Below are 24,884 nucleotides of genomic sequence, written 5' to 3'. Positions count from 1 at the left end.
CGACGCGACCATTTTCGAGCGCGCCGCCACGGCGGCTCGCGTGATGCTTGCCGCCGTATGCGTGGCGGCGTTGTCGCTGCTGTTCGCGCCCGCCGAGGCCCGCGCTGAGTTCACCGTCTGCAATCAGACCCTCGACGTCGTCAATCTTGCCGTCGGCCAGGAGGTAGAGAGGGCCTTCCAGACCGACGGCTGGTGGACCATCGGTGCCAACCAGTGCGTCAATGTCATCCGCGACGAACTCTCCAACCGCTACGTCTACATCTACGCCACGGATGTCTTCGGCAACGCGATCCTGAGCGGCTCGACCGACATGTGTGTCGAGCGCAAGCGCTTCACCGTGCGCGGCATCGAGGAGTGTTGGCAGCGCGGCCACATCGCCGCACGGTTCTTTGAGGTCGACACGCTCGACCAGGCGCGCTGGACCTTCTTTCTCACCGGGCGCTCGCCATGACGCACGGCATCGATGCCAGCTTCAAGCTGCAGAAGCAGGAGCGATTGGCGCGGCGCAAGCGTGAACGCCAGTTCAAGGTAACGGTCGCGGCGGGCATCGTCTTGTTGCTCGCCATTGCTTCGGCCGCCTACTTCACCTCCAGCTACTGGCTGCCAGGCGAATATGAGGGCGATCTCGCGCCGACCGAGGACGTGGACGCAGTCCCGCCGGACGCCGCCATCTATGTGCCAGCCATTGTCGACCTCGCCGGCGATCCGATGTGGATCAACCTGGCGCACGAGGCCGGAGGCGAGACCAAGCGCCGTTCCATGACGCGTCCTCTCGACCTCGTCGAGGACGGTATCTCGCCCAGTATCGAATACCTCTCCGACACCATGCTGAGTTCCAGCGAACGCTTCATGACTGCCATCCCGTCGACGCAGGAAGACTTTGCCTTTTTCCAGGCGCAGCGCGCGGTGACCGAGCCTGCTGCAGGGCAGCAAGTGGATATCCAGCCTGCACCACCCTCGGCGACCGATCTCGATGAGATCGAGCCCGAGGGAGATGACGCAGCCGATCTCGGCGCGGGCTGGGGCGAAACCATCGACCAGGGCGAAGCTGCCCTGCCCGAATTCGAGAAGACCGCCGTCGAAAACAACACCAGCGTGGCAACCGTGACACCGGAGCCCGAGCGGTTCGAGGCGACAGAAGACATCTTCGTCAAGATCCTCACCAACCGCACTCTTGAAAGCGTGGCCCTTGAAGCACGCTTCCCCGCAGCCGAAGCCAGGCTGGCAAGCGACGCCCTGAAGGCGCTCTTCAAGCTGGAAAACCTCGAACCCGGCTATGTCGTCGCCCTGCGCGGCTTCAGGCCACGACGTGGCGCGCCCGCAATGGCGCTGATGCAGGTTTCGGTCTACGCCATGAACAGGTTCATAGGCACGCTCGCCCGCAATGCGGCCGGCCAGTTCGCCTCCGGTGTCGACCCGTGGGTGCGCGACGACCTGTTCAACTATTCCGGCGCACCGCAGGCAGGAGCGCAGAAGCGCCAGTACCGCCTGCTCGACGCCATTTATTCGACAGCCGCCCGTAACAATGTCCCCACCGGGGTGCTCGGCGAAGCGATCATGTACCTGTCGCGCGGCCAGGACCTGAACGCCTTTGCGACCGAAGATCAGCGGCTGGTCCTGCTCTATTCGCAAACGGCGCGCGGCAAGGACGGTCTCGCCGGCCGCGTGCTGTATGTCGGCGTTCACGGCACCGACAAGAAGCTCGAGTGCTTCGTCTTCCTGCAGAGCGACGGTCAGTTCTCGTGCGTCAGCGGTGACGACCAGGTTCGCTCTCTGGCGACAACGAATGGCATGGTCACGCCGGTCAATGGCGTCATGACGTCGACCTTCGGGCCACGCAAGCATCCGATCCTGAAGACGGTCCGCATCCACAAGGGCGTCGACTGGGCAGCGCCCATCGGCACGCCGATCGCCGCAGCTTTCGACGGCCAGGTGGCGTTCGAGGGCGATGGCAAGGGTTATGGCAATCTCATCCGCATCACTCACGCCAATAATCGCGAAACCCGATATGCCCACATGCAGCGTTTCGCTGACGGCATCAGCGTCGGAACCACCGTCAAGGCAGGTGATGTCATCGGCTATATCGGTACCACGGGCCTTTCGACCGGCCCGCATCTGCATTTCGAGCTCTACCAGGACGGCCAGGCCATCGATCCGCTCGGCACGGTCACCGTCACCGTGGCCGCGACCACCGTCGTCACGGCTTCCTCGGACGATTCAGCCATCGAGGTGCTGACCAACCGCATCATCCACGTCGAAAGCGGCGGCAGCGCCCGCGCCAAGAACCCGCTATCGTCGGCGACAGGCCTGGGGCAATTCATCTCCAAGACCTGGATCAGGATGATGAACACTTACCGGCCCGACCTGGCCAGCACCTTGTCGACTGCCGAACTGCTCGAATTGCGCTTCGACCCGACGATCTCGCGCGAAATGGTGCGCAACCTCGCCCGCGAGGGCGAATCCTATCTCAAGCAGCGGGGCCACCAGATCACCGCCGGGCGGCTCTACCTGTGCCACTTCCTTGGTATGGAAGGCGCGCATCAGATCCTGTCGGCGTCTGGCGACGCAATGATTGCCGACGTCCTTGGAGCGGTCGTCATCAAGGCCAATCCGTTTCTGACTGGCAAGAACGCAAGCTATGTCGTTGCCTGGGCCGAAAAGAAGATGACCGGCCGTGCACCGGCGATCGCGACGCAGCCGTCTGCGCCTACGACCACACGAGAAGTGAAGCAGACGTCCCCCGAATTCGAGAGGTACAAGCAGGCGATCGCCAAGGCCCTGACGTCGGTGGAAACCACGCTGTGATCGCTGCGGCTCGCATTTCAGCAATTGCTGATGCGACACACCTTGTCACGACTCCCGCAGTCATGATTTGTAGCGCCGAGCAATCGCGCCGTCCGCCATCATCGTGGCAAGGACCGGCTTTGGACCGCCGCACATGAATATCGCCGTCCCCAACCGCACGATCATCGTTGACGACAGGCCTGCCGACCTTGAATTCGTGGTGGCGGAGCATGTCAGGCAGGTCATCGCGCGCCTCGGCCGAACGGAAGACCTGCGTTTTTCACCTGATTTCCGGCGCCTCGCGCTCGCTGGCTTCGGCAGGAGCATGTGCCTGCTGTTCGACATCGAGATCGTCCGCTCTGCCGGCAAGCCGATCCTGCACGTCAGGGACTATTTCGAGCTGCATTCGCCCGACCTCAAGGATCCGCATGGTTTCGATTTCATCGACAATCGGACACTGGTGGTGGCCAACCGCGGTGGTGCAGTCACCATTTTCGATCTGCCTGCCGGTTCAGGGTCGCAGCGCGTCCACGATTTATCGCCGTCGCGTGTCGTCCGTCGCGCTGGCCTCAGCCGACGTATTTCCACGCCAGGCTCCGTATGCGTGTCGGCCATGGGCAATGGACGATGCGAACTTCTCGTATGCAACAACTACAAGCACCGGGTCACGAGACACGTCGTCAGGCTCGGTAGTGGCTGGTCGCTACCGCGAAACTCCATCCTTTTGGAGCAAGGGCTTGATGTCCCCGATGGCATCGCAATCAGCCCTGACAAGGCATGGATCGCCATCAGCAACCACATGACGCATTCAGTGCTTCTGTTCGACAACCGAAAGCGGCTCGATCGCCGGTCGGCTCATGTCGCTACGCTTTCCGGCGTCGGCTACCCCCATGGCCTCAGATTTTCGCCGGACGGCACCATGATCTATGTCGCCGACGCTGGCTCGCCTTATGTGCATGTCTACCGCCGTGCCGGTAACGGCTGGTCCGGCGAATATGCGCCTGTGCTTTCTTTCAGGGTCATTGACGACCAAACCTTTCAAAAAGGGCGCCACAATCCAGAAGAAGGCGGCCCGAAAGGGCTCGATATCGACGCTTCGGGCGAGTTGCTGGTGGTTACCAATGAAGAACAGCCCCTCGCCTGCTTTCACATGCCCACTTTGCTGTCGCGGAAGAATTTTGCGAATTAGCACAACGGCTTGATTGCAAGTACTTTATCGCCGCCGCCGACCGCGATATAGAACTCGCATGAGTTTAAGTTGGAAATTGGCGCCCGCGCTTGCCCTATGTCTTTCAGCCACGACGGTCGGCGGCTGCAGCCGCTCGTCCGACGGAACTGTCATCATTCCCAAGCCGATGGACTCCAGGCGCTTCTGGCAGGACGACGACGCCAGGCGCGCTGCCAGCGAAGGCTCGCAAGCCGCGTCTTTCCCGGCCGGTCCCGAGATCCGCTTCGTTACCCAGCAGCCCGGCCCGCGCCCGGTGACACGTGCGCCGCGCCGCGCTTCCGAGAGTGCCGCGGGCAGCGCCAAGCCGATGTCTTGCCGTGCCATCACCGGTCCGACCGGGCGTGTCAGATACGCCTGCGAATAACCGCTTTCACGGGCCGGCCATGTCCGCGCTCAGTCCGCTGAACCGATGATTTACACCCCCTTTTCGTCAGGCTGGCGTCAGCAAAGCCCCGGTTTTTGCGTATTTCGCGCAAACACCGCCATAGCCGGTTGACGAGCAAGCATCGACCGTTATAGCCCACCTCCAGTCGCTGGAACTGAATGGAGAAGGTCCCGCCCGATGGAGATATTCACTGCTGCAGGCTTCACGGCCCTTCTGCAGGTCATTGCTATCGACCTCGTGCTTGCTGGCGACAATGCCATCGTCATCGGCCTTGCCGCCGCGGGACTGCCCGCCGATCAGCGCAAGAAGGCCATCCTCGTCGGCATCGCCGCTGCGACCGTGCTCCGCATCGGTTTCGCGCTCATCACCCAATGGCTCCTGGCCATCGGCCCGATGTTGCTCATCGCCGGCGGCCTGCTGCTGCTATGGGTCTGCTGGAAGATGTGGCGCGAACTGAGCGTCAGCCACGAACAGGAACATGAAGCCACCGAAGCGCTGTCGGATGCCGACTACGATAGGGACGGCAAGATCGCCGGCAAGGGTCCGCGCAAGACCTTCGCACAGGCCGCCTGGCAGATCGTCATCGCCGACGTGTCGATGTCGCTCGACAACGTGCTCGCCGTTGCCGGCGCGGCCATGGACCATCCGACCGTCCTGATCATCGGCCTCGCCCTGTCGATCGCGCTGATGGGCTTCGCCGCCTCCTTCGTCGCCCGCCTGCTGCACAAATATCGCTGGATCGCCTATATCGGCCTGGTCATCATCCTCTACGTCGCATTGAAGATGCTGCTCGACGGTGCTGTCGACCAGTTCCCGGAGCAGTTTGGCTTCCTGAGCCAATGGTTCGGCGGACATAGCGCCCCTGCCCACTGAGGCTGACACGATTGACGAAAAAGGGCCGGAACAATCCGGCCCTTTCTTGCATGTGGCCATCAGCCAGTTTGCTTGGGCGCCGATTTGTGCTATTGCGCCGCCCGAATTGAGCTCTTTTCAGAGCCGACAGATCGAGAAAATTCAAGACTTCCGGGCCGGCCCTCAAGGGTTGCGGCCCGTATCCATTGGAACCCGTTTATGACCGCAGCACCCCGCGTCAGCTTTGTCAGCCTCGGTTGCCCAAAGGCGCTTGTCGATTCCGAACGCATCCTCACGCAGCTCCGCGCCGAAGGCTACGAAATCGCCCGCAAGCATGACGGCGCCGACCTCGTCGTGGTCAACACCTGCGGCTTCCTCGATTCCGCGCGCACCGAGTCGCTCGACGCCATCGGCACGGCGATGAAGGAGAACGGCAAGGTCATCGTCACCGGCTGCATGGGCGCGACGCCGGAACTGATCCGCGAAAAGCACCCCAACGTGTTCGCCATCACCGGCCCGCAGGCCTATGAGAGCGTCATGACGGCCGTCCACGAGGCAGCGCCGCCCGCGCACGACCCGTTCACCGACCTGCTGCCGCCGCAGGGCGTCAAGCTCACTCCGCGCCACTACGCCTATCTGAAGATTTCAGAGGGTTGCAACAACCGCTGCACCTTCTGCATCATTCCAGACCTGCGCGGCGACCTGGTCTCGCGCCCGGCCGGCGACGTGCTCCGCGAGGCGGAAAAGCTCGCCAACGCGGGCGTCAAGGAACTGCTGGTCATCTCCCAGGACACCAGCGCCTACGGCATCGACATCAAATATGCGACCAGCCCTTGGAAGGACCGTGAGGTCCGCGCGAAATTCCGCGACCTGTCGCAGGAACTCGGCGAGCTCGGCATCTGGGTGCGCATGCACTACGTCTATCCCTACCCACATGTCGCCGACGTCATTCCGCTGATGGCCGAGGGCAAGATCCTGCCCTACCTCGACATTCCCTTCCAGCACGCCTCGCCGCAGGTGCTGAAGAACATGCGCCGCCCCGCCCATGGCGAGAAGGCGCTGGAGCGCATCCGCGGCTGGCGCGATGTCTGCCCCGATCTTGCCATCCGCTCGACCTTCATCGTCGGTTTCCCCGGCGAGACCGAGGAAGATTTCGAGATGCTGCTCGACTGGATCGACGAGGCGAAGATCGACCGTGCCGGCTGCTTCAAATACGAGCCGGTCAGCGGCGCGCGTTCCAACGACCTCGGCCTCGACCAGGTGCCGGAAGAGGTCAAGGAGGCCCGTTGGCATCGCTTCATGCAGCGGCAGCAGAAGATTTCGGCCGCCCAGCAGGCCAGGAAGGTCGGCAAGCGCCTGCCCGTCATCATCGACGAGGCGAACGGAACTTCGGCCAAGGGCCGCACCAAATACGACGCGCCCGAGATCGACGGCTCGGTGCATATCCAGTCGCGCCGCCCGCTGCGCGTTGGCGACATCGTCACCGTCAAGATCGACCGTGCCGATGCTTACGACCTCTACGGCTCGGCCGTCTGATCGGCGCACATCCGGCAGGGCGGCGACGCCCCAATGCCAATGCAACAAAAAAACCCCCGGCATAGACCGGGGGTTCTTTTTTGGAGACGCCACAGGCGCCCCCGCAACGATCGATCTGCTTACTGCGGCAGCTTGTCGTCGACGCCCTTGACGTAGAAGTTCATGCCGAGCAGCACGCCATCCTCAGCCACTTCGCCGGCCTTCAGCCACTCGGTTCCGTCCTGCTTGGTCACAGGACCGGTGAAGGGGTTGAAAGCGCCCGACTTGATCTTCGCTTCGGTTTCTTCGGCCAGCTTCTTCGCTTCATCGGACATGTTGGCGTAGGCCGCCATCACGACGTGCCCTTCCTTCATGCCGCCCCAGATGTCGCTCTGCTTCCAGGTGCCGTCGACGACCTCCTGGATGCGCTCGATATAGTACGGGCCCCAATCGTCGACGATCGAAGTCAGCTGGGTGGTCGGGCCGAACTTGATCATGTCCGAAGCCTGGCCGAACGCCTTGATGCCGCGCTCGGTCGCAACCTGCATCGGGGCGGTCGAGTCGGTGTGCTGGGTGATGATGTCGACGCCCTGGTCGATCAGCGCCTTGGCGGCGTCTGCTTCCTTGCCAGCGTCGAACCAGGTGTTGGCCCACACGACCTTGACCTTGAAGTCAGGATTGACCGACTGCGCGCCGAGCATGAAGGCATTGATGCCCATCACCACTTCCGGGATCGGGAAGGAAGCGATGTAGCCGGCGACACCGGCCTTCGATTCCTTGGCGGCGATCACGCCCTGCACGTAGCGGCCTTCATGGAACTTCGAGTTGTAGGTCGCGACGTTCGGATGCTCGCGCTTGTAGCCGGTGGCATGCTCGAACTTTACGTCCGGGAACTTGCCGGCGACCTTGTTGGTCGGGTCCATGAAGCCGAAGGAGGTTGCAAAGATGATGTTGCAGCCCGAGCGTGCGAAGCGTTCGATGGCGCGCTCGGCGTCCGCACCTTCCGGCACGCTTTCGAGATATGCTGTCTCGAGCTCGTCGCCGAACTTCTCCTTGGCCTGCAGCAGGCCCTGGTGGTGCTGGTAGGAATAGCCGAAGTCGCCGATCGGGCCGACATAGACCCAGCAGGCCTTGACCTTGGCTTCAGCCGCCATTGTGCCGAACGACATCACGGCTGCGGCCGCGGCCAATGACAGAATTGTCTTCTTCATACTGTTGTTCCTCTTACTGGTTGCCCGGGGCACTATCCCATCCTTTTTATAGTCCCAGAGACATGATCTTCCCTCGAGCACCGCTGGGCGGCCGCGAGTCGACATCATGTCCTTAGCGATCTGGCACAAACGGCCGCCCCAATGAAGCCGGAGTGTTTACCATCGTCAGTCGCCTGTTGCGCGAGATTAGAACAAGTACAACGATAGTAGCCAGATAGGGTAGCGAAGAAAGCAGTTGCGAAGGTACGCCGATGCCCAGGGCCTGGGCATGCAACTGGCCGATCGATACTGCTCCGAACAGATAGGCACCGGCCAGCACCCGCCACGGCCGCCAGGAGGCGAACACGACGAGTGCCAGCGCGATCCAGCCGCGGCCTGCCGTCATGTTCTCGATCCATTGCGGCGTGTAGACGAGCGACAGATAGGCACCGGCCAAACCCGCGCATGCGCCGCCGAACATCACCGCGAGGTAGCGGATGCCTATGACGTTGATGCCGAGCGCGTGTGCCGAGGTGTGGTTGTCGCCGATCGAGCGCAGCGTAAGCCCTGCCCGCGTGCGGAACAGGAAGTACGCGACGCCGGCGGTGAGCAGCAGCGACACATAGAACAGCGGATCCTGGCCGAAGAACAGCTTGCCGACCAGCGGCAGGTCGGTCAGCACGGGGATGTAGATGTAGTCCATCTTCACGCCCGGCTGGCCGACAAAACTCTCGCCAAGCATGCCGGAAAGACCGAGACCGAGGAGCGTCAGCGCAAGGCCGGTCGCCACCTGGTTGGTCACCAGCGTCAGTGTCAGGAAGCCGAACAGCAGCGAAAACAGCGCGCCGACGATGATCGCGGCGAGCACGCCGAGCCATGGCGAGCCAGTGGCCAGCGCCACGCCGAAACCGGTCACGGCGCCCATCACCATCATGCCTTCGACGCCGAGGTTGAGCACGCCGGAGCGTTCGACCACCAGTTCGCCGACGGAGGCGATCAGCAGCGGGGTCGCCGCTGTCGCAATCGTAATCAGGATACCTTCAAACATTTTGGGTGGCCTCCACGGTCTTTGCAGCGGAGGAGCCGACAAAGCGGACGCGATAAAGGATGAGTGTGTCGCAGGCGAGCACGAAGAACAGCAGCATGCCCTGGAAAGCGCGCACCACCTTGTCCGATACGCCGATCGAGATCTGCGCCGCTTCGCCGCCGAGATAGGACAGTGCCAGCACCAGCCCCGCGGCGATGATGCCGAGCGGGTTCAGGCGTCCGAGGAAGGCGACGATGATCGCGGCAAAGCCGTAACCGGGCGAGATCGTCGGCCTGAGCTGGCCGATCGCACCGGATACTTCCGAAATGCCGGCCAGGCCGGCAAGGCCACCGGCAACCAGGAAAGCGAAGAACACCATGCGCGACTGGGAGAATCCTGCGAACTTGCCGGCGCGCGGGCTCTGCCCGAGCACTTGCACTTCGAAGCCCCTCAGTGTGCGCGACAGCATGAACCACAGCGCGACAGCTGCAACGATGGCGAAGACGAAACCCCAGTTCGCGCGGCCGGACGCCGACCAGATCTCGGGCAGGACCGCACTCGGGCTGAAAGTTCGCGTCTCGGGAAAGTTCATGCCCTCAGGATTGCGCCAGGGACCGCGCACCATCCAGTCGAGGAACAATTGCGCGACGTAGACCAGCATCAGGCTGGTCAGGATCTCGTTGGTGTTGAAGCGGACCTTGAGATAGGCCGGAATGGCGCCATAGGCCGCGCCACCTGCGATGCCCATGAGCAGCATCAGCGGCAGGACGATCCACGACTGGAACGCCGGAAACATGACCGGCAGGATCGAGCCGGCTATGGCGCCCATGATGAACTGGCCCTCGGCGCCGATGTTCCAGTTGTTGGACAGGAAACAGATCGACAGCCCGACAGCGATCAGGATCAGCGGTGCCGCCTTGACCGCCAGCTCGTGCAGCGACCAGACCTCGCGCAGCGGGTCGATGAAATAGTAATACAGCGCCTCGACGGGGTCCTTGCCGAGCACCGTGAACATGATCGCGCCGGCAATCAGCGTCAGCCCAAGCGCGATGAAGGGCGAAAAGGCGGCAAACAGCTGCGAGCGTTCGGGGCGTTTGACGAGTTCGATGCGCATCACGCCACCTCTTTCGCAGGATCGAGATGGCCGGGTTCGGCGCCCCCCATCAACAGGCCGACGCGTTCAAGGGTGGCTTCGGCGATCGGTATCGGCTTCGACAACTCGCCATTGTGCATGACGGCGATCGAGTCGGAGATCTCGAAAAGCTCGTCGAGATCCTGGCTGATGACCAGCACCGCCGATCCGGCGCGCGCAAGCTCGATCAGCGCCTGGCGGATGCGCGCCGCGGCACCGGCATCGACGCCCCATGTCGGCTGGTTCACCACCATCACGGCGGGGTTGCGGTCGAGCTCGCGGCCGATGATGAATTTCTGCAGATTGCCACCGGACAGTGCCGCAGCCTCTGGATCGGGCGCGCTCTTGCGCACGTCCATCGCCGTGATGATGCGCTGCGCCGCCTTCTGGATCGCGCCCGACTTGACCATGCCGCCTGTGCCGACAAAAACCTTGCCGTCGGTGGTGTGGCGCGACAGCAGGAGGTTTTCCGACAACCGCATGCGCGGTGCCGCACCGTGGCCCAGGCGCTCTTCGGGCACGAAGGCAGCACCCAGCAGGCGCCGCGCCGAAATGCCCATGCGCCCGGCCGACTTGCCGCGAATGCGGATCGCGTCGGCGCTTTCTTGCAGTGCCTCGCCCGAAATCGCCTCGAACAATTCGCCCTGCCCGTTGCCGGCAACGCCGGCAATGCCGATGACCTCGCCGCCGGCGACGCTCAGCCAGATGTTTTTGAGCGGCATCGAGAACGGCCCGGCCGGCTTGCGGCTCATGCCGCAGATGCTGAGCAGCTCTTCGCCGCGAACCGCAGCCGTGGTGCGCTCGGCGTTCTTCACCTCGGTGCCGACCATCATCCGCGCCAGCGAGGACGGCGTCTCCAGCCGTGGGTTGCAATGTCCCACCACCTTGCCGTGGCGCATGATCGTCGCGCTATCGCAAAGCCGCCTCACCTCGTCCAGCCGGTGCGAGATGTAGAGGATGGATTTGCCTTCTGCGCGCAGTCTCTCAAGGGTCTCGAACAGCTTGTCGGCTTCCTGTGGTGTCAGCACCGAGGTTGGCTCGTCGAGAATGATCAGATCCGGCGTCTGCAGCAGGCAGCGGATGATCTCGATGCGCTGGCGTTCGCCGACCGACAGGTCGCCGACCAGCGATTCCGGATCGAGCGGCAGACCGTAGCTGTAGGACAGTGCGCGCGCCTTGGCGGCAATCGTGCTGATCGGCGTGTCGTCGGCCAGCGAAAGGGCAATGTTTTCGGCAGCCGTCAGCGCTTCGAACAGCGAAAAATGCTGGAAGACCATGCCGATGCCGAGCTTCTTGGCAACGCCCGGGCTGGTGATCCTGGCGGGCTGGCCGTTCCAGTGGATTTCGCCCGCATTGGGCTCCAGCGAGCCGAACAGCATCTTCACCAGGGTCGACTTGCCGGCGCCGTTTTCACCGAGCAGGGCATGGATTTCGCCCTTGGCGATGGTCAGGTCAACCTGGTCGCACGCCTTCAGCGTGCCGAATATCTTCGTCAGGCCGCGAACCTCAAGTAGGTTCCGACCATTGGCTAAAGGGGTTGTGTCCACAACGCCTCCCATTGTCAGTTCTTTTTTATGTTCCCGGGAGCATGGTAGGCGCGTCCTGCTCCCGGCGCAAAGCATGTCACAAGTTGAAAGAGCTTCAAGGATTCCAGCAACAATTCAAGGAATAAGTACCGTTGTTCCGGTGGTCTTCCGGCCTTCGAGATCGGCATGTGCCAGGGCAGCGTCGCGTAGCGCATAACGCTGGTTGATCCTGATTTCGACCGCTCCGTTGAGCACCACATCGAACAGCGCCTCGGCCGAGCGGACCAGATCTTCGCGCTTCGCATTGTAGGCGAAAAGGGTCGGGCGCGTTGCATAGAGCGAGCCCTTCTGCGCCAGCAGCGAGATGCTGAATGGCGGGATCGGTCCCGACGACTGGCCGAAGCTGACGAAGGTTCCCAGCGGCCGCAGGCAGTCGAGCGAACCGGGAAATGTGTCGTTGCCGACGGAGTCATAAACCACATCGCATTTCTGGCCGCCGGTGATCCTGGCCACTTCGGCGACAAAATCCTGGTCGCGATAGTTGATGACATGGTCGAAGCCATGCGCCCTGGCGAGCTCGCCCTTTTCGTCCGAGCCCACAGTGCCAATCACCGTTGCGCCAAGATGCCTGGCCCATTGCCCGAGGATCAGCCCGACGCCGCCTGCGGCAGCGTGATAGAGCACGGTGTCGCCTGCCTTCACCTTGAAGGTGCGCAGCAACAGGTATTCCGCCGTCATGCCTTTCAGCATCATCGCCGCGGCCTGCTCGTCGCTGATGCCGTCGGGCACCTTGACCAGCCTGTCGGCGGCAATCACCCGTTCTTCGCAATAGGCTCCGGTCGGCACGGCATAGGCGACACGATCGCCGACCTTGAGGCCTTCGACGCCCTCGCCGAGTTCCAGCACGACGCCGGCCGCCTCGCCACCTGGGATCACCGGCATGCCGTTCGGCGCCGGATAGAGCCCGGTGCGGAAATAGACGTCGATGAAATTGAGGCCGATCGCGGTGTGCCGGATCAGGACCTGGCCCGCACCGGGGTGGCCGGCCTCGGCCTCTTCGTAGACCAGCGCCTCGGGGCCGCCATGGGCATGGACTCGCAGGGCTTTCGGCATGGCGTCAGTCCTTCTCTGCGTCGAAACCCGGCTTGGCGCCGAGCCTGGGGAAGAACTGCATCACGCCGCCGATGAAGAACAGGTAGATGCCGCTGACGGCGATGCCGATCTTGACCCAGTCGCTGGCATGCATCGCCTGCGCCAGGGCGATGGCCCCGAAGGCGCACCAGATCAGCGTGATCGGCAGGTTGATGTTTCTCAGCCGCACGACGCGCACCGGATGCAGGAAGTTCATCGGCACGAAGGTCAGGATGCCGGCGATGACGACGACCGCGAACGAGACCCACTGCCCCGGTTCGATGACGAACAAGGTGAACACCACCATGTTCCAGACGACGGGGAAGCCCTTGAAGAAGTTCTCCTTCGTCTTCATGCCTGTGTCGGCATAGTAGATCGCGCTCGATACGACGATGATCGCGCCCGACAGGAACGACAGGCCCTCGCCCATGAAGCCGCTCTGGTACAGCGCGAAGGCCGGAATGAGCACGTAGGTCACGTAGTCGATGATGTTGTCGAGCAATTCGCCCGACCATGTCGGCAGGATTTCCTTGACCTCGAGCTTGCGCGCGATCGGCCCGTCGATGCCGTCGACGAACAGCGCCAGCCCCAGCCACCAGAACATCGCCGTCCAGCGCTCCTCGCTTGCCGCGACCAGCGACAGAAAGGCCAGGAAAGAGCCCGATGCGGTGAGCAGATGTACCGAAAAGGCGCGCGCTTGCGGCCAGGTGACTTTCTTAGGCTTCACGGTTGCCGCCAATCGAGTTTGCAGAAATGGGCCGGATGAACGAAGCCGCAAGACAAGCATGTGCGGGAGAACTGCTGCGGCAGGAGGACATGAATTCTTCCTTCATGGCGCAATCCTGTTTGGCATCGGCAAACTCCCTTTCATCCGGCACTTAATAGCAGCGCCGCTTCCCAGACAAGCCGAAAGCAGAGTTGATGGCGTGCACGGGGAAGTTCGGCACAACTTCATGAAAAGATGAACAATAATCGGGCCATAGTGACGCAACGGAAAGCCGCGCGCCCGGTCGAATGGGATGAAACGCCGCGTTGATCAATGGCTTGTGCCTGCCTTATACCGGGATGATGAAGGTGCGCATTCGGCACCTCGCAAGCATGGACGGCGGCAGATGAGCGTCGACACGAAAACCAGCATTCTGGTGGCTGGCACCGGCCCGGTTGGCCTGATATCGGCGCTCGCTTTTGCCGAAGCCGGTTTCGGCGTCGTGCTTGCCGGACCGCCGGCGCGCGCCGACGACGGACGTACCACGGCCCTGATGGTCCCCGCGCTCAAGTTCCTCACCCGCCTCGGCGTTCTCGACGCCCTTGAAGCGGACGCCGCACCGCTCAAGGTCATGCGCATCATCGATGGCACCTCACGGCTGGTCCGCAGCCCGATCGTCACGTTCCGCGCGGGCGAGATAGATGAGGAGCATTTCGGCTTCAACTTCCAGAACCGCGTCCTCAATGCCGTTCTGCAGCAGTCGGTCGAGGCACATCCAGGCATAGAATGGCGCCGGGCCCTGGTCGAGAACTGGACGACCGAACCGCACCACGTCACGGCAGCGCTTTCGGATGGCACGACGGTAGTTGCACCGCTGGCGGTCGCCGCAGACGGACGAAACTCACCGGCGCGCCAGGCGGCGGGCATTTCGGCAACCGCACGCACGCTGCCGCAGGCAGCCCTGGTGCTGAACTTCGCCCACAGCCGCGACCATGCCTTCACCTCGACCGAATTCCACACCGAAACCGGCCCGTTCACCCAGGTACCGCTGCCCGGCCGTCGCTCCAGCCTCGTCTGGGTGCTGCGGCCCGAGACGGCAAAGCAGTTCGCCGATCTCGACGACGCGGCACTGTCGCTGCGTGTCGAACACCAGATGCAATCGATGCTCGGCCGCGTCACCGTCGAGGGTGGCCGCCAGATCTACCCGCTCTCGACCTCGTTGCCCCAGCGCTTTGCCCAGAACCGCATCGCCCTCGTCGGTGAGGCCGCGCACGTGTTTCCGCCGATCGGCGCCCAGGGCCTCAATCTCGGCATTAGGGATGTCGACCAACTTGTTGAAATGGCGTTGAAACATGCCGCTGACCCGGGCGCACCGGCAGCGCTTGCCGCCTACGACTCGGCACGCCGGCCCGACATTCTTGCCCGCACCAGCGCGGTCAACCTGCTCAACAGGTCGCTGCTGTCGGACATGTTGCCGGCGCAGCTCGCCCGCAGCGCAGGGCTCAATTTTCTCGGCGGGTTCTCGCCGCTGCGCGCCTTCTTCATGCGCGAGGGCCTTCGCCCGGGCAGCGGCTTTTCGTCGATCGCATCCAGCCTGCGTTCGCCGCGCCGCCCGCGCGACATCTCGACGGAATAGCGTCTTTAAGGAAAAAGATCCGGCGGAAGTATGCCGTGCTGGATCATGTAGAGCAGGCCGGTGACCGTCAGCACCGAAGCGCATGTCGTCACCAGCACGCTGGCCGACGCCCGCTCGACCCACACGCCATATTGCTGGGCGATGACAAAGACGTTGGTCGCAGTCGGCAGGGCTGCCAGCAGCACCGCCGAAAACAGCCATACCGGCGAGAAATTGCCGATCCAGCTCAGCACGACGTAGCACAGCAGCGGGTGAACGATCAGCTTGAGCAGAGCGATCGGTACCATCTCGTGCGGTACCCGCTTGAGCGGCCGGAGCGCCAGCGTCACGCCCATCGCAAACAGCGCGCAAGGGGCTGCCGCCCGCGACAGATATTCGAGGAATCTCTCGACCGGCAGCGGCGGCCGGAACTCGACATAGGCCGCAAGCACCCCCACCGCCGTGGCGATGATGAACGGGTGGAAGGCGATCTTCTTGACCACGTCCAGCGCGACGCTCATCGGCGCGCGCGGCTCGTCGCCGGCCAGTGCCATCATCATCGGCGCGATGGTGAAATGCATGATGTTCTCGAAGCAGAAGATCAGCGCCACCGGCACCGCCGCCTCCTCGCCGAAGGCCAGCAACGCAAGCCCTGGCCCCATATAGCCGATATTGCCGTAGGCCGAGGCTAGGCCCTTGATCGTCGATTCGGCGATCTCGCCTCGCCCCTTGATGTAGGACGCCATAAACATCACCGCGAAGATGACGAAGGTCGAAAACACCGCGCCTGATATGTAGCCCCATTCCGTGAGTTGCTCGAACGGCGTCTTGGCAAGCAGCTGGAAAAACAGTGCCGGCAGCGCGACATAGACGATGAAGGTCGTCATCCAGCCGAGCGCTTCGAGCGGCTGCCTCGTGATCCGCGCCACCAGGAAGCCCATGAAGATCAGGCCGAAGAACGGCAGGACCAAACCGATCACGTCAGACATGGGCACGTTCCCGCTTCGCAGGGCTGGAAAACACGCGCCCTTGCCTGTCGGTCAGGGTACGCAACGGAGCATTGTCAGCGTGCCGGTATCGTGCGGCTTTGCCGTCCGTCAAGCCGCTATGCCATTGAAATGGCTGCCTTGCCGCGCCAAATAAGGATGAATGATGGTACACTCTCCGCGACAGCACGGTGCCTTCAGCGGGAACTTGGCTCTAAGCGTTTGAAAACAAAAGTGATTCGACTGGCATTGCGTAGCGTACGGTGATCGGCATGAAGACGGCAAAGTTCTCGATCGGACAGGTGGTGCGCCACCGGGTGTTCCCGTTCCGAGGTGTCATCTTCGATGTCGACCCCGAATTCGCCAATACCGAGGAATGGTACGACGCGATCCCCGCAGCCGTGCGCCCCAGGCGCGACCAGCCTTTCTATCATCTGCTGGCTGAAAACGCCGAGACTGAATACGTCGCCTATGTCTCCGAGCAGAACCTGCTCGAAGACAGTTCCGGCGAACCCGTCCGCCACCCGCAGGTCGGCGAATATTTCGACAAGACGTCGGACGGACGCTACGCCCCCAAGGCCCGCATCAGCCACTGAATTCAAATCATTGATCTAAAACAAAAAAGCGGGGCAATCGGCCCCGCTTTTTTCATATCCGGATCGGAAGATCGATCAGTTGGCCGTCTTGGCCTTGTCCTGCTCTTCCTTGAGCTTCTTGGCGAAGTCCTGGTTGTTCTTCGATACGAATTCCTGGAGCTTCTTCTGGCGGTCCTCAAGGTCCGACTGCTTCATCGGCTCGCCGTCAAAGGCGCCGGTGAAGCCCGACAGCGAAACCTTGATCGGGTTCGGCTGGTTCTGGAAGTTGACCGAAGTCAGCGTCAGTTCGGTGCCCTTCTTGAAGGACGCCACGAGCTGGTCGGAAAGTGCGGTCTCAGCAACGCAACGGTCGGGGAAGCAGATCACGTATTCGAGCTTCTGCGCCTTGCCGCCGTCGACCTGCAGGCCGATGCCGGGAGGCACGAGGCGGCCGCTCGGAACGGTGACCTGGAAGACCTTGCGGTTGACCTTGCCCTTGAGCTCGATCATCGAGATGCCGGTAACCAGCTGGCCGTTGCTGGCGGTCAGGATGTTCTGCACGTTGCAGATGTCCACGTCAGCCTGCTTGGAACAGGCCTTGAACCAGCCCTGCGGGATCTGCTGCTGCTGTGCGGCAGCAGGCGACAGGCCCGAAGCCAGCACACCGGCAACGCCAGCCGCCAAGGCCGACAGACGGAGACCGTCGAATTTCTGGCTCGTCATCTTCATGAATTCCTCTCAAACAATCCCGGAACCGGCCCAAGCCGTGTGTCGACGCTACCTGTTGGGCAAATGAGGCAACAGCATGACTTCGCCGCGCGTGTTACACTGCCGCGAGCCGCGAATCCAGCCTGTTTCCGCGCATTTCTTGTGCCTAGAGGCGGCAATAGACGGGCCGCATTCGCCTGCGCTACCCTTCGAATCATCAAAGCTTCCCCGAATTCGTGGAGAATCGTCGTGAGACGCACTCTTTCGCTGCTGGCCGCCACCGCCGCCATCGCTTTTGTCGGCCCGCAGGCGGCCCTTGCCGAGCCGGTTCACGGCCTCTCGATGCACGGCACGCCCGCTTTGCCGGCTGACTTCAACAGCTTTCCCTACGCCAATCCCGACGCGCCCAAGGGCGGCAAGATCACCTATTGCGTCATCGGCAGCTTCGACAACCTCAACCCGTTCATCATCAAGAGCCTGCGCACCACCGCGCGCGGCATGGTCGACGTCATTTACGGCAACCTCGTCTTCGAATCGCTGATGCAGCGCAGTGCCGACGAGGCCTTCAGCATCTACGGCCTCACCGCGAAGTCGGTCGACATCGACCCGGAGCGCAAGTGGATCGAGTTCAACCTCGACCCGGACGCCAAATGGTCGGATGGCAAGGAGATCACGCCCGACGACGTCATCTTCACCTATGAAGTCTTCACCGAAAAGGGCCGCCCGCCCTACTCCGACCGCATGTCCAAGATCGAGAAGATCGAAAAGACCGGCGACCGCAGCGTCCGCTTCACCTTCAACGACAAGGCCGACCGCGAGTTTCCGCTGATCGTCGCATTGACGCCGATCGTGCCCAAGCACGCCTTCTCAAAGGAAACGTTCGACCAGACCACTCTGAAGCCGATCATCGGCAGCGGCCCCTATACGGTAGCCGAGGTGAAGCCCGGCGAGCGCATCGTGTTCAAACGCAACCCCGAATATTGGGCCCGTGGCATCCCCTCGAAGCGCGGCTTCGACAATTACGACCAGATCACCATCGAGTATTTCCTCAACGCCGCGGCCCAGTTCGAAGCCTTCAAGAAGGGTCTTTGCGACACCTTCACCGAGGCTGACCCCGTCAAGCGCGAGCGCGGCTTCGACTTCCCCGCCTACAAGAACGGCGACATCGTAGCCGAAACCTTCAAGAGCGGGCTTCCGCCTGTCGTCACCGGCTTCATGTTCAACACCCGGCTGCCGAAGTTCGCCAATCCGGTCGTGCGCCAGGCGCTCGGCATGCTCTACGACTTCGAATGGGCCAACCGGAACCTGTTCAGCGGCAAGTATGAGCGCACGGTCAGCTATTGGCAGGGCACGGAGCTTTCGGCCTATGGCGTGCCGGCCAGCGACAAGGAAAAGGCCCTGCTGGCGCCCTTCCCCGATGCTGTCCGCCCCGAAATCATGGACGGCACCTGGCGTCCGCCGGTCACCGACGGCTCCGGCCAGGACCGCAAGATCCTGAAGGCCGCGTTCGACCTGTTCAAGAGCGCCGGCTACACGCTGCAAGGCGGCAAGATGCTCGACAGCGAAGGCAAGCCATTCGCATTCGAGATCCTGACCTCGTCGGAAGCCGAGCAGCGGCTGGCAGCCATCTACCAGCGCACGCTGGAAAAACTCGGCATTGCTGTCACCATCCGCGCGCTCGAGGCCGACCAGATCCAGTCGCGCAAGCAGGCATTCGAATTCGACGCTCTGATCGGCGTCACCGGCTTCTCCGGTACTTTGTCCCCGGGTATCGAGCAGATCGGCCGCTGGGGTTCGTCCGCGGCGCAAAAGCAGGGATCGTTCAACCTTGCCGGCGTCTCCAGCCCGGCGGTCGACGCCATGATCGACGCCATGCTGAAGGCCCGCGAGAAAGAGGATTTTGTCGCTGCCGTGCGTGCACTCGACCGCCTGCTGATCTCCGGCAGCTACATGGTGCCCATGCAGCACAACTCCGAACAGTGGATCGCTTTTGCCAAAAGACTCAAACATCCGGAAAAGACACCCATATTTGGCTATCAGTTGCCGGTCTGGTGGAGTCAGGGCGGCTAATCAGCGTCAATCAAGGACTTTTCCATGACAGAACAGAACAAGCTCACCATCGACGTCGTCTCGGACGTGGTCTGCCCGTGGTGCTTCCTCGGCATGAAGCGCCTCGAAAACGCGCTTGCCAGCCTGCCCGACATCGAAGCCGAGGTCCGCTGGCGCCCGTTCCAGCTCGACCCGACGATTCCGCCCGAGGGCAAGGAACGCAAGGCCTACATGCTGTCGAAGTTCAATGACGAGACGAAGCTCAAGCACGCCCATGCCAACCTCGTGTCGCTTGGCGCGGTCGAGGGCATCGCCTTCGATTTCGACGCCATCACTATTGCGCCCAACACGCTCGACGCCCATCGCGTCATCCGGTGGGCAGCAGCGTCAGGCGAAGGCGTCCAGGACAAGCTCGCACGCGCGCTGTTCAGCCTCTATTTCGAACAAGGCAAGAATGTCGGCGACCACGCCGTGCTCGTCGAAGCCGGCCGCCAGGCAGGCATGGACGCTGCCGTGGTCGAAGCGCTGCTGGCGACCGATTCCGACCGTGACGAGGTGACCAACGAGATCGTCACCGCTTCGCGCATGGGCATCACGGGCGTGCCCTGCTTCCTGCTCGACGGCAAATATGCCGTCATGGGCGCGCAGGATTCGGCAACGCTCGCCGACGCCATCCGACAGGTTGCAGCCGAAAAGACCGCGGGCGAGCCCGTCCTCAACTGAACTCGCCGGGCGACTGCGCCCGACGGTTATGCGAGACATCCAAAGCCCCTTTCGCTTCGGCGATCGGGGCTTTTTTTCATGTCGACGATGAGCGGTGTCGGCGCCAGTGCCGGTTGGGCGCCAGCATTGGGCCTTAATTGGCTTCATCCACGTCACGGCATGGATCCCCGGGTCTCCGTGACGTCGCTACGCTCCTGCTCCGCCCGAGGATGACGAAGGCATGAGGCCCGCGGCTAATCGCCAAAGTTGGCACTTGGCAGCTTCAGGATGCCTGTCGGGATTCGAAACTGGCACCCGGCAAGGTTCTCTCGGCAAACTGCCTATAGGGGCTCTCGGCAGACCGCAGAGCAATGCAGGAACAAGCAACTGCCGCTTTCTGCCAGTCATCGCCCCGGCAACGGGAGCTTTTCTGCCATTCACTGCTCAAGAAACGGATGCCCGCTGCCAGTCACCGGCGTTGACGATTAGCCACGAGCCTCCGTGCCTTCGTCATCCTCGGGCGGAGCAGGAGCGAAGCGAACTGCGGAGACCCGGGGATCCATGCCGTCCACCTCAACGAGGTGCGCCATACACTAGAACGGCAGAGCCTTGCAGCGAACTCGCGACGACGCCCGAGTGCGCAACATCCCTCGCCTGCTCTGGCCACTCTTGGCCCGAAACAGCAATTAGGCTACGCAAGTAACCTCGATCCTTCGAGACAATTTCGGCAATGAAAGACATAGCATCCCGGCCCTACGCAGCCGACGATCTTCACGCCTGCCTGGCGATCTTCGACAGCAACGTGCCGACCTTCTTTGCACCAGAAGAGCGCGCAGACTTTTGCCAGTTTCTGAAAAGCATCAATACCGAGGACCGGCCTTATCTGGTGCTTGTTCGCAATGGCTCGGTGATCGCCTGTGGAGGGCTGGGTGTCGAACCAGAACGGAAGCGCGCCAGTTTGGCGTGGGGAATGGTCGACAGGGCCTCTCATGGACAGGGACTTGGAACCAGTCTGACGTTGGCCAGATTGGAGCTGGCGCGCGCTATCCCTGATATCGCCGAGCTGATCATGGATACAAGCCAGCACACCCACGGCTTTTATGAGAAGTTCGGCTTCACCGTCACGAAAGTCACGCCAGATGGCTTCGCGCCAGGATTGGACCGCTGGGACATGACGTTGGGCCTCACCGAGACCTGATCGGCCAATCCAGAGGCTGCTCCGGCATCGCGCCGTGGCGATGCCGGTTCCCATCCACCCACAAGTCGCCTCAGGCCGCCTGTTCGGCGAGCTTTGCCAGCTGCGTCATGATCACAGCCGAGCCGGCCAGCCTCTTCTCCGGGTTTGGCCAGTCGCGCGCGAACACCACGCTGTGGTCGGGCCTGATCTTGGCCAGCGAACCCTGCTCGGCGATATAGCGCACCAGCCCGGCCGGGTTGGCGAATTCGCGCTTGCGGAACTGCACCACCACGCCCTTCGGCCCGGCATCCAGCTTCTCGACATTGGCCTTGCGGCACAGCGCCTTGATGAAGACGATCTTGAGCAGGTGCTTGACCTCTTCCGGCAACGGCCCGAAGCGGTCGATGAGTTCGGCGCCGAAGCCGTCGATCTCCTCGGTGTTCTCCAGGTCGCCAAGACGGCGGTAGAGCGCAAGCCTCAGTTGCAGGTCGGGCACATAGGCTTCCGGGATCATCACCGCCGTGCCGACCGCGATCAGCGGCGACCAGCCGGTATCGATCGCTTCGCCGCTGCCGCGCAGCTCGGCCACCGCCTCCTCGAGCATCTGCTGGTAGAGCTCGAAGCCGACTTCCTTGATGTGGCCCGACTGTTCCTCACCCAGCAGATTGCCCGCGCCGCGAATGTCGAGATCGTGGCTGGCCAGCTGGAAGCCCGCCCCCAGCGTGTCGAGCGACTGCAGCACCTTGAGCCGTCGGTCGGCAGTGGTGGTCAGCGTCCGGTTGGCCGGCAGCGTGAACAGCGCATAGGCACGCACCTTGGAACGGCCGACACGCCCGCGCAGCTGATAGAGCTGTGCCAGGCCGAACATGTCGGCGCGGTGCACGATCAGCGTGTTGGCGGTCGGGATGTCGAGGCCGGATTCGACGATCGTCGTCGACAGCAAGACGTCGTACTGGCCGTCGTAGAAGGCATTCATGATATCGTCGAGCTGGCCTGCCGCCATCTGGCCGTGTGCCACCGCGACCTTCAGTTCCGGCACCGATTCCTGAAGGAATTGATGTACTTCGGCGAGGTCTGCAATGCGCGGCACGACATAGAAGCTGTGGCCGCCTCGGTAACGCTCGCGCAGCAGCGTTTCGCGGATCACAAGCGGATCGTAGGGCGAGATGAAGCTTCGCACCGCCATGCGGTCGACTGGCGGCGTGGCGATCAGCGACAGTTCCCGCACGCCGGTCAGCGCCAGCTGCAGCGTGCGCGGGATCGGCGTCGCCGACAGCGTCAGCACGTGCACGTCGCTCTTCAGTTCCTTCAGCCGCTCCTTGTGCTTGACGCCGAAATGCTGCTCTTCGTCGATGATCAGAAGGCCGAGGTTCTTGAACGATATCGACGAGCCGAGCAAGGCGTGCGTGCCGACAACGATATCGACCGTGCCTTCGGTGATGCCTTGCTTGGTCTCGGCCAGTTCCTTGGTACCGACCAGCCGGGACGCCTGGCGCACCTTCACCGGTAGACCGGCGAAGCGCTGCGAAAACGTCTTGAAGTGCTGGCGCGACAGAAGCGTCGTCGGCACCACCACCGCAACCTGGAAACCTTCCATGGCAGCGATGAAGGCCGCGCGCAGCGCCACTTCCGTCTTGCCGAAGCCAACGTCGCCGCAGATCAGGCGGTCCATCGGCTTGCCGGCGCCAAGGTCTTCCATCACCGCGTCGATGGCGCTCTGCTGGTCGTCGGTCTCCTCGTAGGGGAACCGCGCCGCGAACTCGCCATAGATACCGTCGGGCGGGTTCATCGCCGGCGCTTCGCGCATGTTCCGTTCGGCGGCGAGCTTGATCAGCTGCCCGGCCATTTCGAGCAGGCGCCGCTTGAGCTTGGCCTTGCGCGACTGCCAGGCACCGCCACCGAGCTTGTCGAGCTGGGCTTCGGCCGAATCCGATCCGTAGCGCGACAGAAGCTCGATGTTTTCGACCGGCAGGAACAGCCGGCCATCAGAGGCATAATGGATTTCGAGACAGTCGTGCGGCGCGCCCAATGCCTCGATGGTCTTCAGCCCGACGAAGCGGCCGATGCCGTGGTCGGCGTGTACGACGATGTCACCGGACGACAGCGCCGAGGCTTCGGCGATGAAATCGGCGGCGCGCTTGCGCTTCTTCGAGCGCCGGATCAGCCGGTCGCCCAGGATGTCCTGCTCGGCGACGAACACCAGGTCGCCCGCCTCGAAGCCCGCTTCGATCGGAAGCACGGCAAGGCCCGCTTCGCCGGCCTTCAGCGCCTCGATCTCGGCAAGGTTTGCCACGCGCTTGAGGTTGCCGAGATCGTGCTCGTCGAGGATCTGTGTCAGCCGGTCGAGCGAGCCTTCGGTCCAGCCGGCAACGACGACGCGCCGCTTTGCCGCCCGTTGGTCGGCGATATGCCTGGCCACCACGTCGAAGACATTGGCGTTCGGGTCGGCGCGCTCCTCGGCAAAGCTGCGCCCTGCATGCGAGCCGGCATGCAGCACCTTGCGTCCGCTCGAAAAGGGCGTGTCGAAGGGGGTCAGTTCGGCATTGGCCTGGTCGGCGAGCGCTGAAGCCACCTCATCCGGCGACAGGTACATCTGCTCCGGCGCCACCGGTTTGTAGGGCACCGCGTCCTTCAGGCCCTTGCCTTCGCCCTGCTTGCGGCGGGAATCGTAGTGGTCGAGGATCAGGGCGTGGCGCTCGCCCAGCGCCTCGCGTGCCAGATGGTCGAACACCACGGGCGCATCGGGCAGATAGTCGAACATCGTTTCAAGATGCGAATAGAAGAACGGCAGCCAGTGCTCCATGCCGGCAAATCGCCGGCCCTCGCTGACCGCTGCGTAGAGCGCATCGTCGCGCGACGGCGCGCCGAAGGCCTCGATATAGCTGCGGCGGAACTTGCTGATCGTCTCCGGCGTCAGCGCCACTTCGCTCATCGCCTGAAGCGTCAACGAGTTGCGGCTGCCTGTCGTGCGCTGGCTGGCCACGTCGAAGGCCCGGATCGTTTCCAGCGTGTCGCCAAAGAAGTCGAGCCGCAGCGCGTCTGCCGCACCTGGGGCATAAAGGTCGAGGATGCCGCCGCGCACGGCGAACTCGCCGACGCCGCGCACCGTCGGCACGCGCTCGAAGCCGGCCCGCTCGAGCCGCGCCACCAGCCCGTTCATCTCGACCTGGTTGCCCGGCTTGGCGCGGAATTCCTGCGCTTCGATGGCAGCCGAAGGCGGCACGCGTTGCAGCAGCGCGTTGGCCGTCGTCAGCACTATGGCGCGATGCGGCTCCTTCCGGAGCGCAATCATCGCCGCCAGCGCGTCGAGCCGGCGCGCCGCCGCATCCGAGCCGGGCGAAACGCGGTCGTATGGCAGGCAGTCCCAGGCCGGCAGCTCGAGAACCGGCATATCAGGCGCCACGAATGCCAGCGCCTCGACGATCTGCGGCAGCCGCTGGCCGTCGCGCGCGACAAACAGCATCGGCCGGTCGGGCGCCATCTCGGCAGCCGCCACCGCAATCGCGAAAGCCTCGTAGCCGTCGGCCACGCCATCGACGATGAACTGTCCGGCGCGGCCCTTGGGCAGGCCGATTGGTTTCAGCAAGCTCATGATT

General features: G+C 63.0%; 20 protein-coding genes. 11 read left to right on the top strand and 9 right to left on the bottom strand.

Annotated elements, in window-relative coordinates; all coding sequences use genetic code 11:
• The first annotated feature begins 43 nt into the window (after positions 1–43).
• From CO731_RS17415 to rimO, 6 genes are all read left to right on the top strand, one after another.
• Positions 44–451, top strand: a complete 408-nt coding sequence (locus CO731_RS17415) for a DUF1036 domain-containing protein (RefSeq protein WP_108608102.1) — start codon at positions 44–46, stop codon at positions 449–451.
• Positions 448–2,805 carry a M23 family metallopeptidase gene (locus CO731_RS17410; RefSeq protein WP_108608101.1) on the top strand — a complete coding sequence of 786 codons (2,358 nt, stop codon included), beginning with the start codon at positions 448–450 and terminating at the stop codon, positions 2,803–2,805. Before CO731_RS17415 ends, CO731_RS17410 begins: the two co-directional genes overlap by 4 nt.
• A gap of 133 nt (positions 2,806–2,938) precedes the next feature.
• On the top strand, positions 2,939–3,973 hold the full coding sequence (locus tag CO731_RS17405) for a hypothetical protein (RefSeq protein ID WP_108608100.1): 1,035 nt from the start codon (positions 2,939–2,941) through the stop codon (positions 3,971–3,973).
• Positions 3,974–4,031: 58 nt separating this feature from the next.
• Positions 4,032–4,376 (top strand): hypothetical protein, encoded by a 345-nt coding sequence (locus tag CO731_RS17400; protein WP_159091652.1) that lies wholly within the window; start codon positions 4,032–4,034, stop codon positions 4,374–4,376.
• Between the two features lie 198 nt (positions 4,377–4,574).
• Positions 4,575–5,270: a TerC family protein gene (locus CO731_RS17395; RefSeq protein WP_108608098.1), complete on the top strand. Its 696-nt coding sequence runs from the start codon at positions 4,575–4,577 to the stop codon at positions 5,268–5,270.
• 198 nt (positions 5,271–5,468) lie between these two features.
• Positions 5,469–6,785 (top strand): 30S ribosomal protein S12 methylthiotransferase RimO, encoded by a 1,317-nt coding sequence (rimO, locus tag CO731_RS17390; protein WP_108608097.1) that lies wholly within the window; start codon positions 5,469–5,471, stop codon positions 6,783–6,785.
• A 119-nt stretch (positions 6,786–6,904) separates the two neighbouring features.
• On the opposite strand, the gene CO731_RS17385 is transcribed toward rimO, so the two are convergent.
• From CO731_RS17385 to pcsA, 6 genes are all read right to left on the bottom strand, one after another.
• Positions 6,905–7,975 (bottom strand): BMP family ABC transporter substrate-binding protein, encoded by a 1,071-nt coding sequence (locus tag CO731_RS17385; RefSeq protein ID WP_108608096.1) that lies wholly within the window; start codon positions 7,973–7,975, stop codon positions 6,905–6,907.
• A gap of 112 nt (positions 7,976–8,087) precedes the next feature.
• Positions 8,088–9,002 carry an ABC transporter permease gene (locus tag CO731_RS17380; RefSeq protein WP_108608095.1) on the bottom strand — a complete coding sequence of 305 codons (915 nt, stop codon included), beginning with the start codon at positions 9,000–9,002 and terminating at the stop codon, positions 8,088–8,090.
• Positions 8,995–10,095: an ABC transporter permease gene (locus CO731_RS17375; protein WP_108608094.1), complete on the bottom strand. Its 1,101-nt coding sequence runs from the start codon at positions 10,093–10,095 to the stop codon at positions 8,995–8,997. The genes CO731_RS17380 and CO731_RS17375 overlap by 8 nt, the downstream gene beginning before the upstream one ends.
• Complete coding sequence (locus CO731_RS17370; RefSeq protein WP_108608093.1) at positions 10,095–11,672, bottom strand: ABC transporter ATP-binding protein; 1,578 nt, start codon at positions 11,670–11,672, stop codon at positions 10,095–10,097. Before CO731_RS17370 ends, CO731_RS17375 begins: the two co-directional genes overlap by 1 nt.
• Positions 11,673–11,774: 102 nt before the next feature.
• The gene (locus CO731_RS17365) at positions 11,775–12,752 is read right to left on the bottom strand and encodes a quinone oxidoreductase (RefSeq protein ID WP_108608092.1); all 978 of its coding nucleotides are present in this window, start codon (positions 12,750–12,752) and stop codon (positions 11,775–11,777) included.
• 4 nt (positions 12,753–12,756) lie between these two features.
• Positions 12,757–13,497: a phosphatidylcholine synthase gene (gene pcsA, locus CO731_RS17360; RefSeq protein WP_108609896.1), complete on the bottom strand. Its 741-nt coding sequence runs from the start codon at positions 13,495–13,497 to the stop codon at positions 12,757–12,759.
• A 385-nt stretch (positions 13,498–13,882) separates the two neighbouring features.
• Here pcsA and CO731_RS17355 point away from each other — a divergent pair, with 385 nt between their 5' ends.
• Positions 13,883–15,112 (top strand): UbiH/UbiF family hydroxylase, encoded by a 1,230-nt coding sequence (locus CO731_RS17355; RefSeq protein ID WP_108608091.1) that lies wholly within the window; start codon positions 13,883–13,885, stop codon positions 15,110–15,112.
• Between the two features lie 5 nt (positions 15,113–15,117).
• Here CO731_RS17355 and CO731_RS17350 read toward each other — a convergent pair whose 3' ends face one another.
• Complete coding sequence (locus CO731_RS17350) at positions 15,118–16,080, bottom strand: AEC family transporter (RefSeq protein ID WP_108608090.1); 963 nt, start codon at positions 16,078–16,080, stop codon at positions 15,118–15,120.
• A gap of 269 nt (positions 16,081–16,349) precedes the next feature.
• On the opposite strand from CO731_RS17350, the gene hspQ reads away from it, so the two are divergent.
• Positions 16,350–16,673: a heat shock protein HspQ gene (hspQ, locus tag CO731_RS17345; protein WP_055977660.1), complete on the top strand. Its 324-nt coding sequence runs from the start codon at positions 16,350–16,352 to the stop codon at positions 16,671–16,673.
• A gap of 75 nt (positions 16,674–16,748) precedes the next feature.
• Here hspQ and CO731_RS17340 read toward each other — a convergent pair whose 3' ends face one another.
• Positions 16,749–17,375 carry an invasion associated locus B family protein gene (locus CO731_RS17340; RefSeq protein WP_108609895.1) on the bottom strand — a complete coding sequence of 209 codons (627 nt, stop codon included), beginning with the start codon at positions 17,373–17,375 and terminating at the stop codon, positions 16,749–16,751.
• A 327-nt stretch (positions 17,376–17,702) separates the two neighbouring features.
• Between CO731_RS17340 and CO731_RS17335 the strand changes: the two genes are divergently transcribed.
• The 3 genes from CO731_RS17335 to CO731_RS17325 all read left to right on the top strand — a co-directional run bounded on the left by CO731_RS17335 (position 17,703) and on the right by CO731_RS17325 (position 21,309).
• Positions 17,703–19,430 carry an extracellular solute-binding protein gene (locus CO731_RS17335; protein ID WP_199914639.1) on the top strand — a complete coding sequence of 576 codons (1,728 nt, stop codon included), beginning with the start codon at positions 17,703–17,705 and terminating at the stop codon, positions 19,428–19,430.
• Between the two features lie 24 nt (positions 19,431–19,454).
• The gene (locus tag CO731_RS17330; RefSeq protein WP_108608088.1) at positions 19,455–20,132 is read left to right on the top strand and encodes a DsbA family oxidoreductase; all 678 of its coding nucleotides are present in this window, start codon (positions 19,455–19,457) and stop codon (positions 20,130–20,132) included.
• A gap of 709 nt (positions 20,133–20,841) precedes the next feature.
• Positions 20,842–21,309: a GNAT family N-acetyltransferase gene (locus CO731_RS17325; protein WP_108608087.1), complete on the top strand. Its 468-nt coding sequence runs from the start codon at positions 20,842–20,844 to the stop codon at positions 21,307–21,309.
• Between the two features lie 70 nt (positions 21,310–21,379).
• On the opposite strand, the gene mfd is transcribed toward CO731_RS17325, so the two are convergent.
• Positions 21,380–24,880 carry a transcription-repair coupling factor gene (mfd, locus tag CO731_RS17320; RefSeq protein ID WP_108608086.1) on the bottom strand — a complete coding sequence of 1,167 codons (3,501 nt, stop codon included), beginning with the start codon at positions 24,878–24,880 and terminating at the stop codon, positions 21,380–21,382.
• Between the last annotated feature and the right edge of the window lie 4 nt (positions 24,881–24,884).

Origin of the sequence: Aminobacter sp. MSH1 (genome assembly GCF_003071665.1) — a bacterium.
GTDB lineage: Bacteria > Pseudomonadota > Alphaproteobacteria > Rhizobiales > Rhizobiaceae > Aminobacter > Aminobacter niigataensis.
Note: the sequence above shows the minus strand (reverse complement) of the source record. Positions and strands in the feature narration are given on the sequence as shown.

Bases quoted from the DNA above. Each gene is read 5' to 3' on its own strand.
- CO731_RS17415 (WP_108608102.1), top strand. From the start codon at position 44: ATGCTTGCCGCCGTATGCGTGGCGGCGTTGTCGCTGCTGTTCGCGCCC.
- CO731_RS17410 (WP_108608101.1), top strand. From the start codon at position 448: ATGACGCACGGCATCGATGCCAGCTTCAAGCTGCAGAAGCAGGAGCGA.
- CO731_RS17405 (WP_108608100.1), top strand. From the start codon at position 2,939: ATGAATATCGCCGTCCCCAACCGCACGATCATCGTTGACGACAGGCCT.
- CO731_RS17400 (WP_159091652.1), top strand. From the start codon at position 4,032: ATGAGTTTAAGTTGGAAATTGGCGCCCGCGCTTGCCCTATGTCTTTCA.
- CO731_RS17395 (WP_108608098.1), top strand. From the start codon at position 4,575: ATGGAGATATTCACTGCTGCAGGCTTCACGGCCCTTCTGCAGGTCATT.
- rimO (WP_108608097.1), top strand. From the start codon at position 5,469: ATGACCGCAGCACCCCGCGTCAGCTTTGTCAGCCTCGGTTGCCCAAAG.
- CO731_RS17385 (WP_108608096.1), bottom strand. From the start codon at position 7,975: ATGAAGAAGACAATTCTGTCATTGGCCGCGGCCGCAGCCGTGATGTCG.
- CO731_RS17380 (WP_108608095.1), bottom strand. From the start codon at position 9,002: ATGTTTGAAGGTATCCTGATTACGATTGCGACAGCGGCGACCCCGCTG.
- CO731_RS17375 (WP_108608094.1), bottom strand. From the start codon at position 10,095: ATGCGCATCGAACTCGTCAAACGCCCCGAACGCTCGCAGCTGTTTGCC.
- CO731_RS17370 (WP_108608093.1), bottom strand. From the start codon at position 11,672: ATGGGAGGCGTTGTGGACACAACCCCTTTAGCCAATGGTCGGAACCTA.
- CO731_RS17365 (WP_108608092.1), bottom strand. From the start codon at position 12,752: ATGCCGAAAGCCCTGCGAGTCCATGCCCATGGCGGCCCCGAGGCGCTG.
- CO731_RS17355 (WP_108608091.1), top strand. From the start codon at position 13,883: ATGAGCGTCGACACGAAAACCAGCATTCTGGTGGCTGGCACCGGCCCG.
- CO731_RS17350 (WP_108608090.1), bottom strand. From the start codon at position 16,080: ATGTCTGACGTGATCGGTTTGGTCCTGCCGTTCTTCGGCCTGATCTTC.
- hspQ (WP_055977660.1), top strand. From the start codon at position 16,350: ATGAAGACGGCAAAGTTCTCGATCGGACAGGTGGTGCGCCACCGGGTG.
- CO731_RS17340 (WP_108609895.1), bottom strand. From the start codon at position 17,375: ATGACGAGCCAGAAATTCGACGGTCTCCGTCTGTCGGCCTTGGCGGCT.
- CO731_RS17335 (WP_199914639.1), top strand. From the start codon at position 17,703: ATGCACGGCACGCCCGCTTTGCCGGCTGACTTCAACAGCTTTCCCTAC.
- CO731_RS17330 (WP_108608088.1), top strand. From the start codon at position 19,455: ATGACAGAACAGAACAAGCTCACCATCGACGTCGTCTCGGACGTGGTC.
- CO731_RS17325 (WP_108608087.1), top strand. From the start codon at position 20,842: ATGAAAGACATAGCATCCCGGCCCTACGCAGCCGACGATCTTCACGCC.
- mfd (WP_108608086.1), bottom strand. From the start codon at position 24,880: ATGAGCTTGCTGAAACCAATCGGCCTGCCCAAGGGCCGCGCCGGACAG.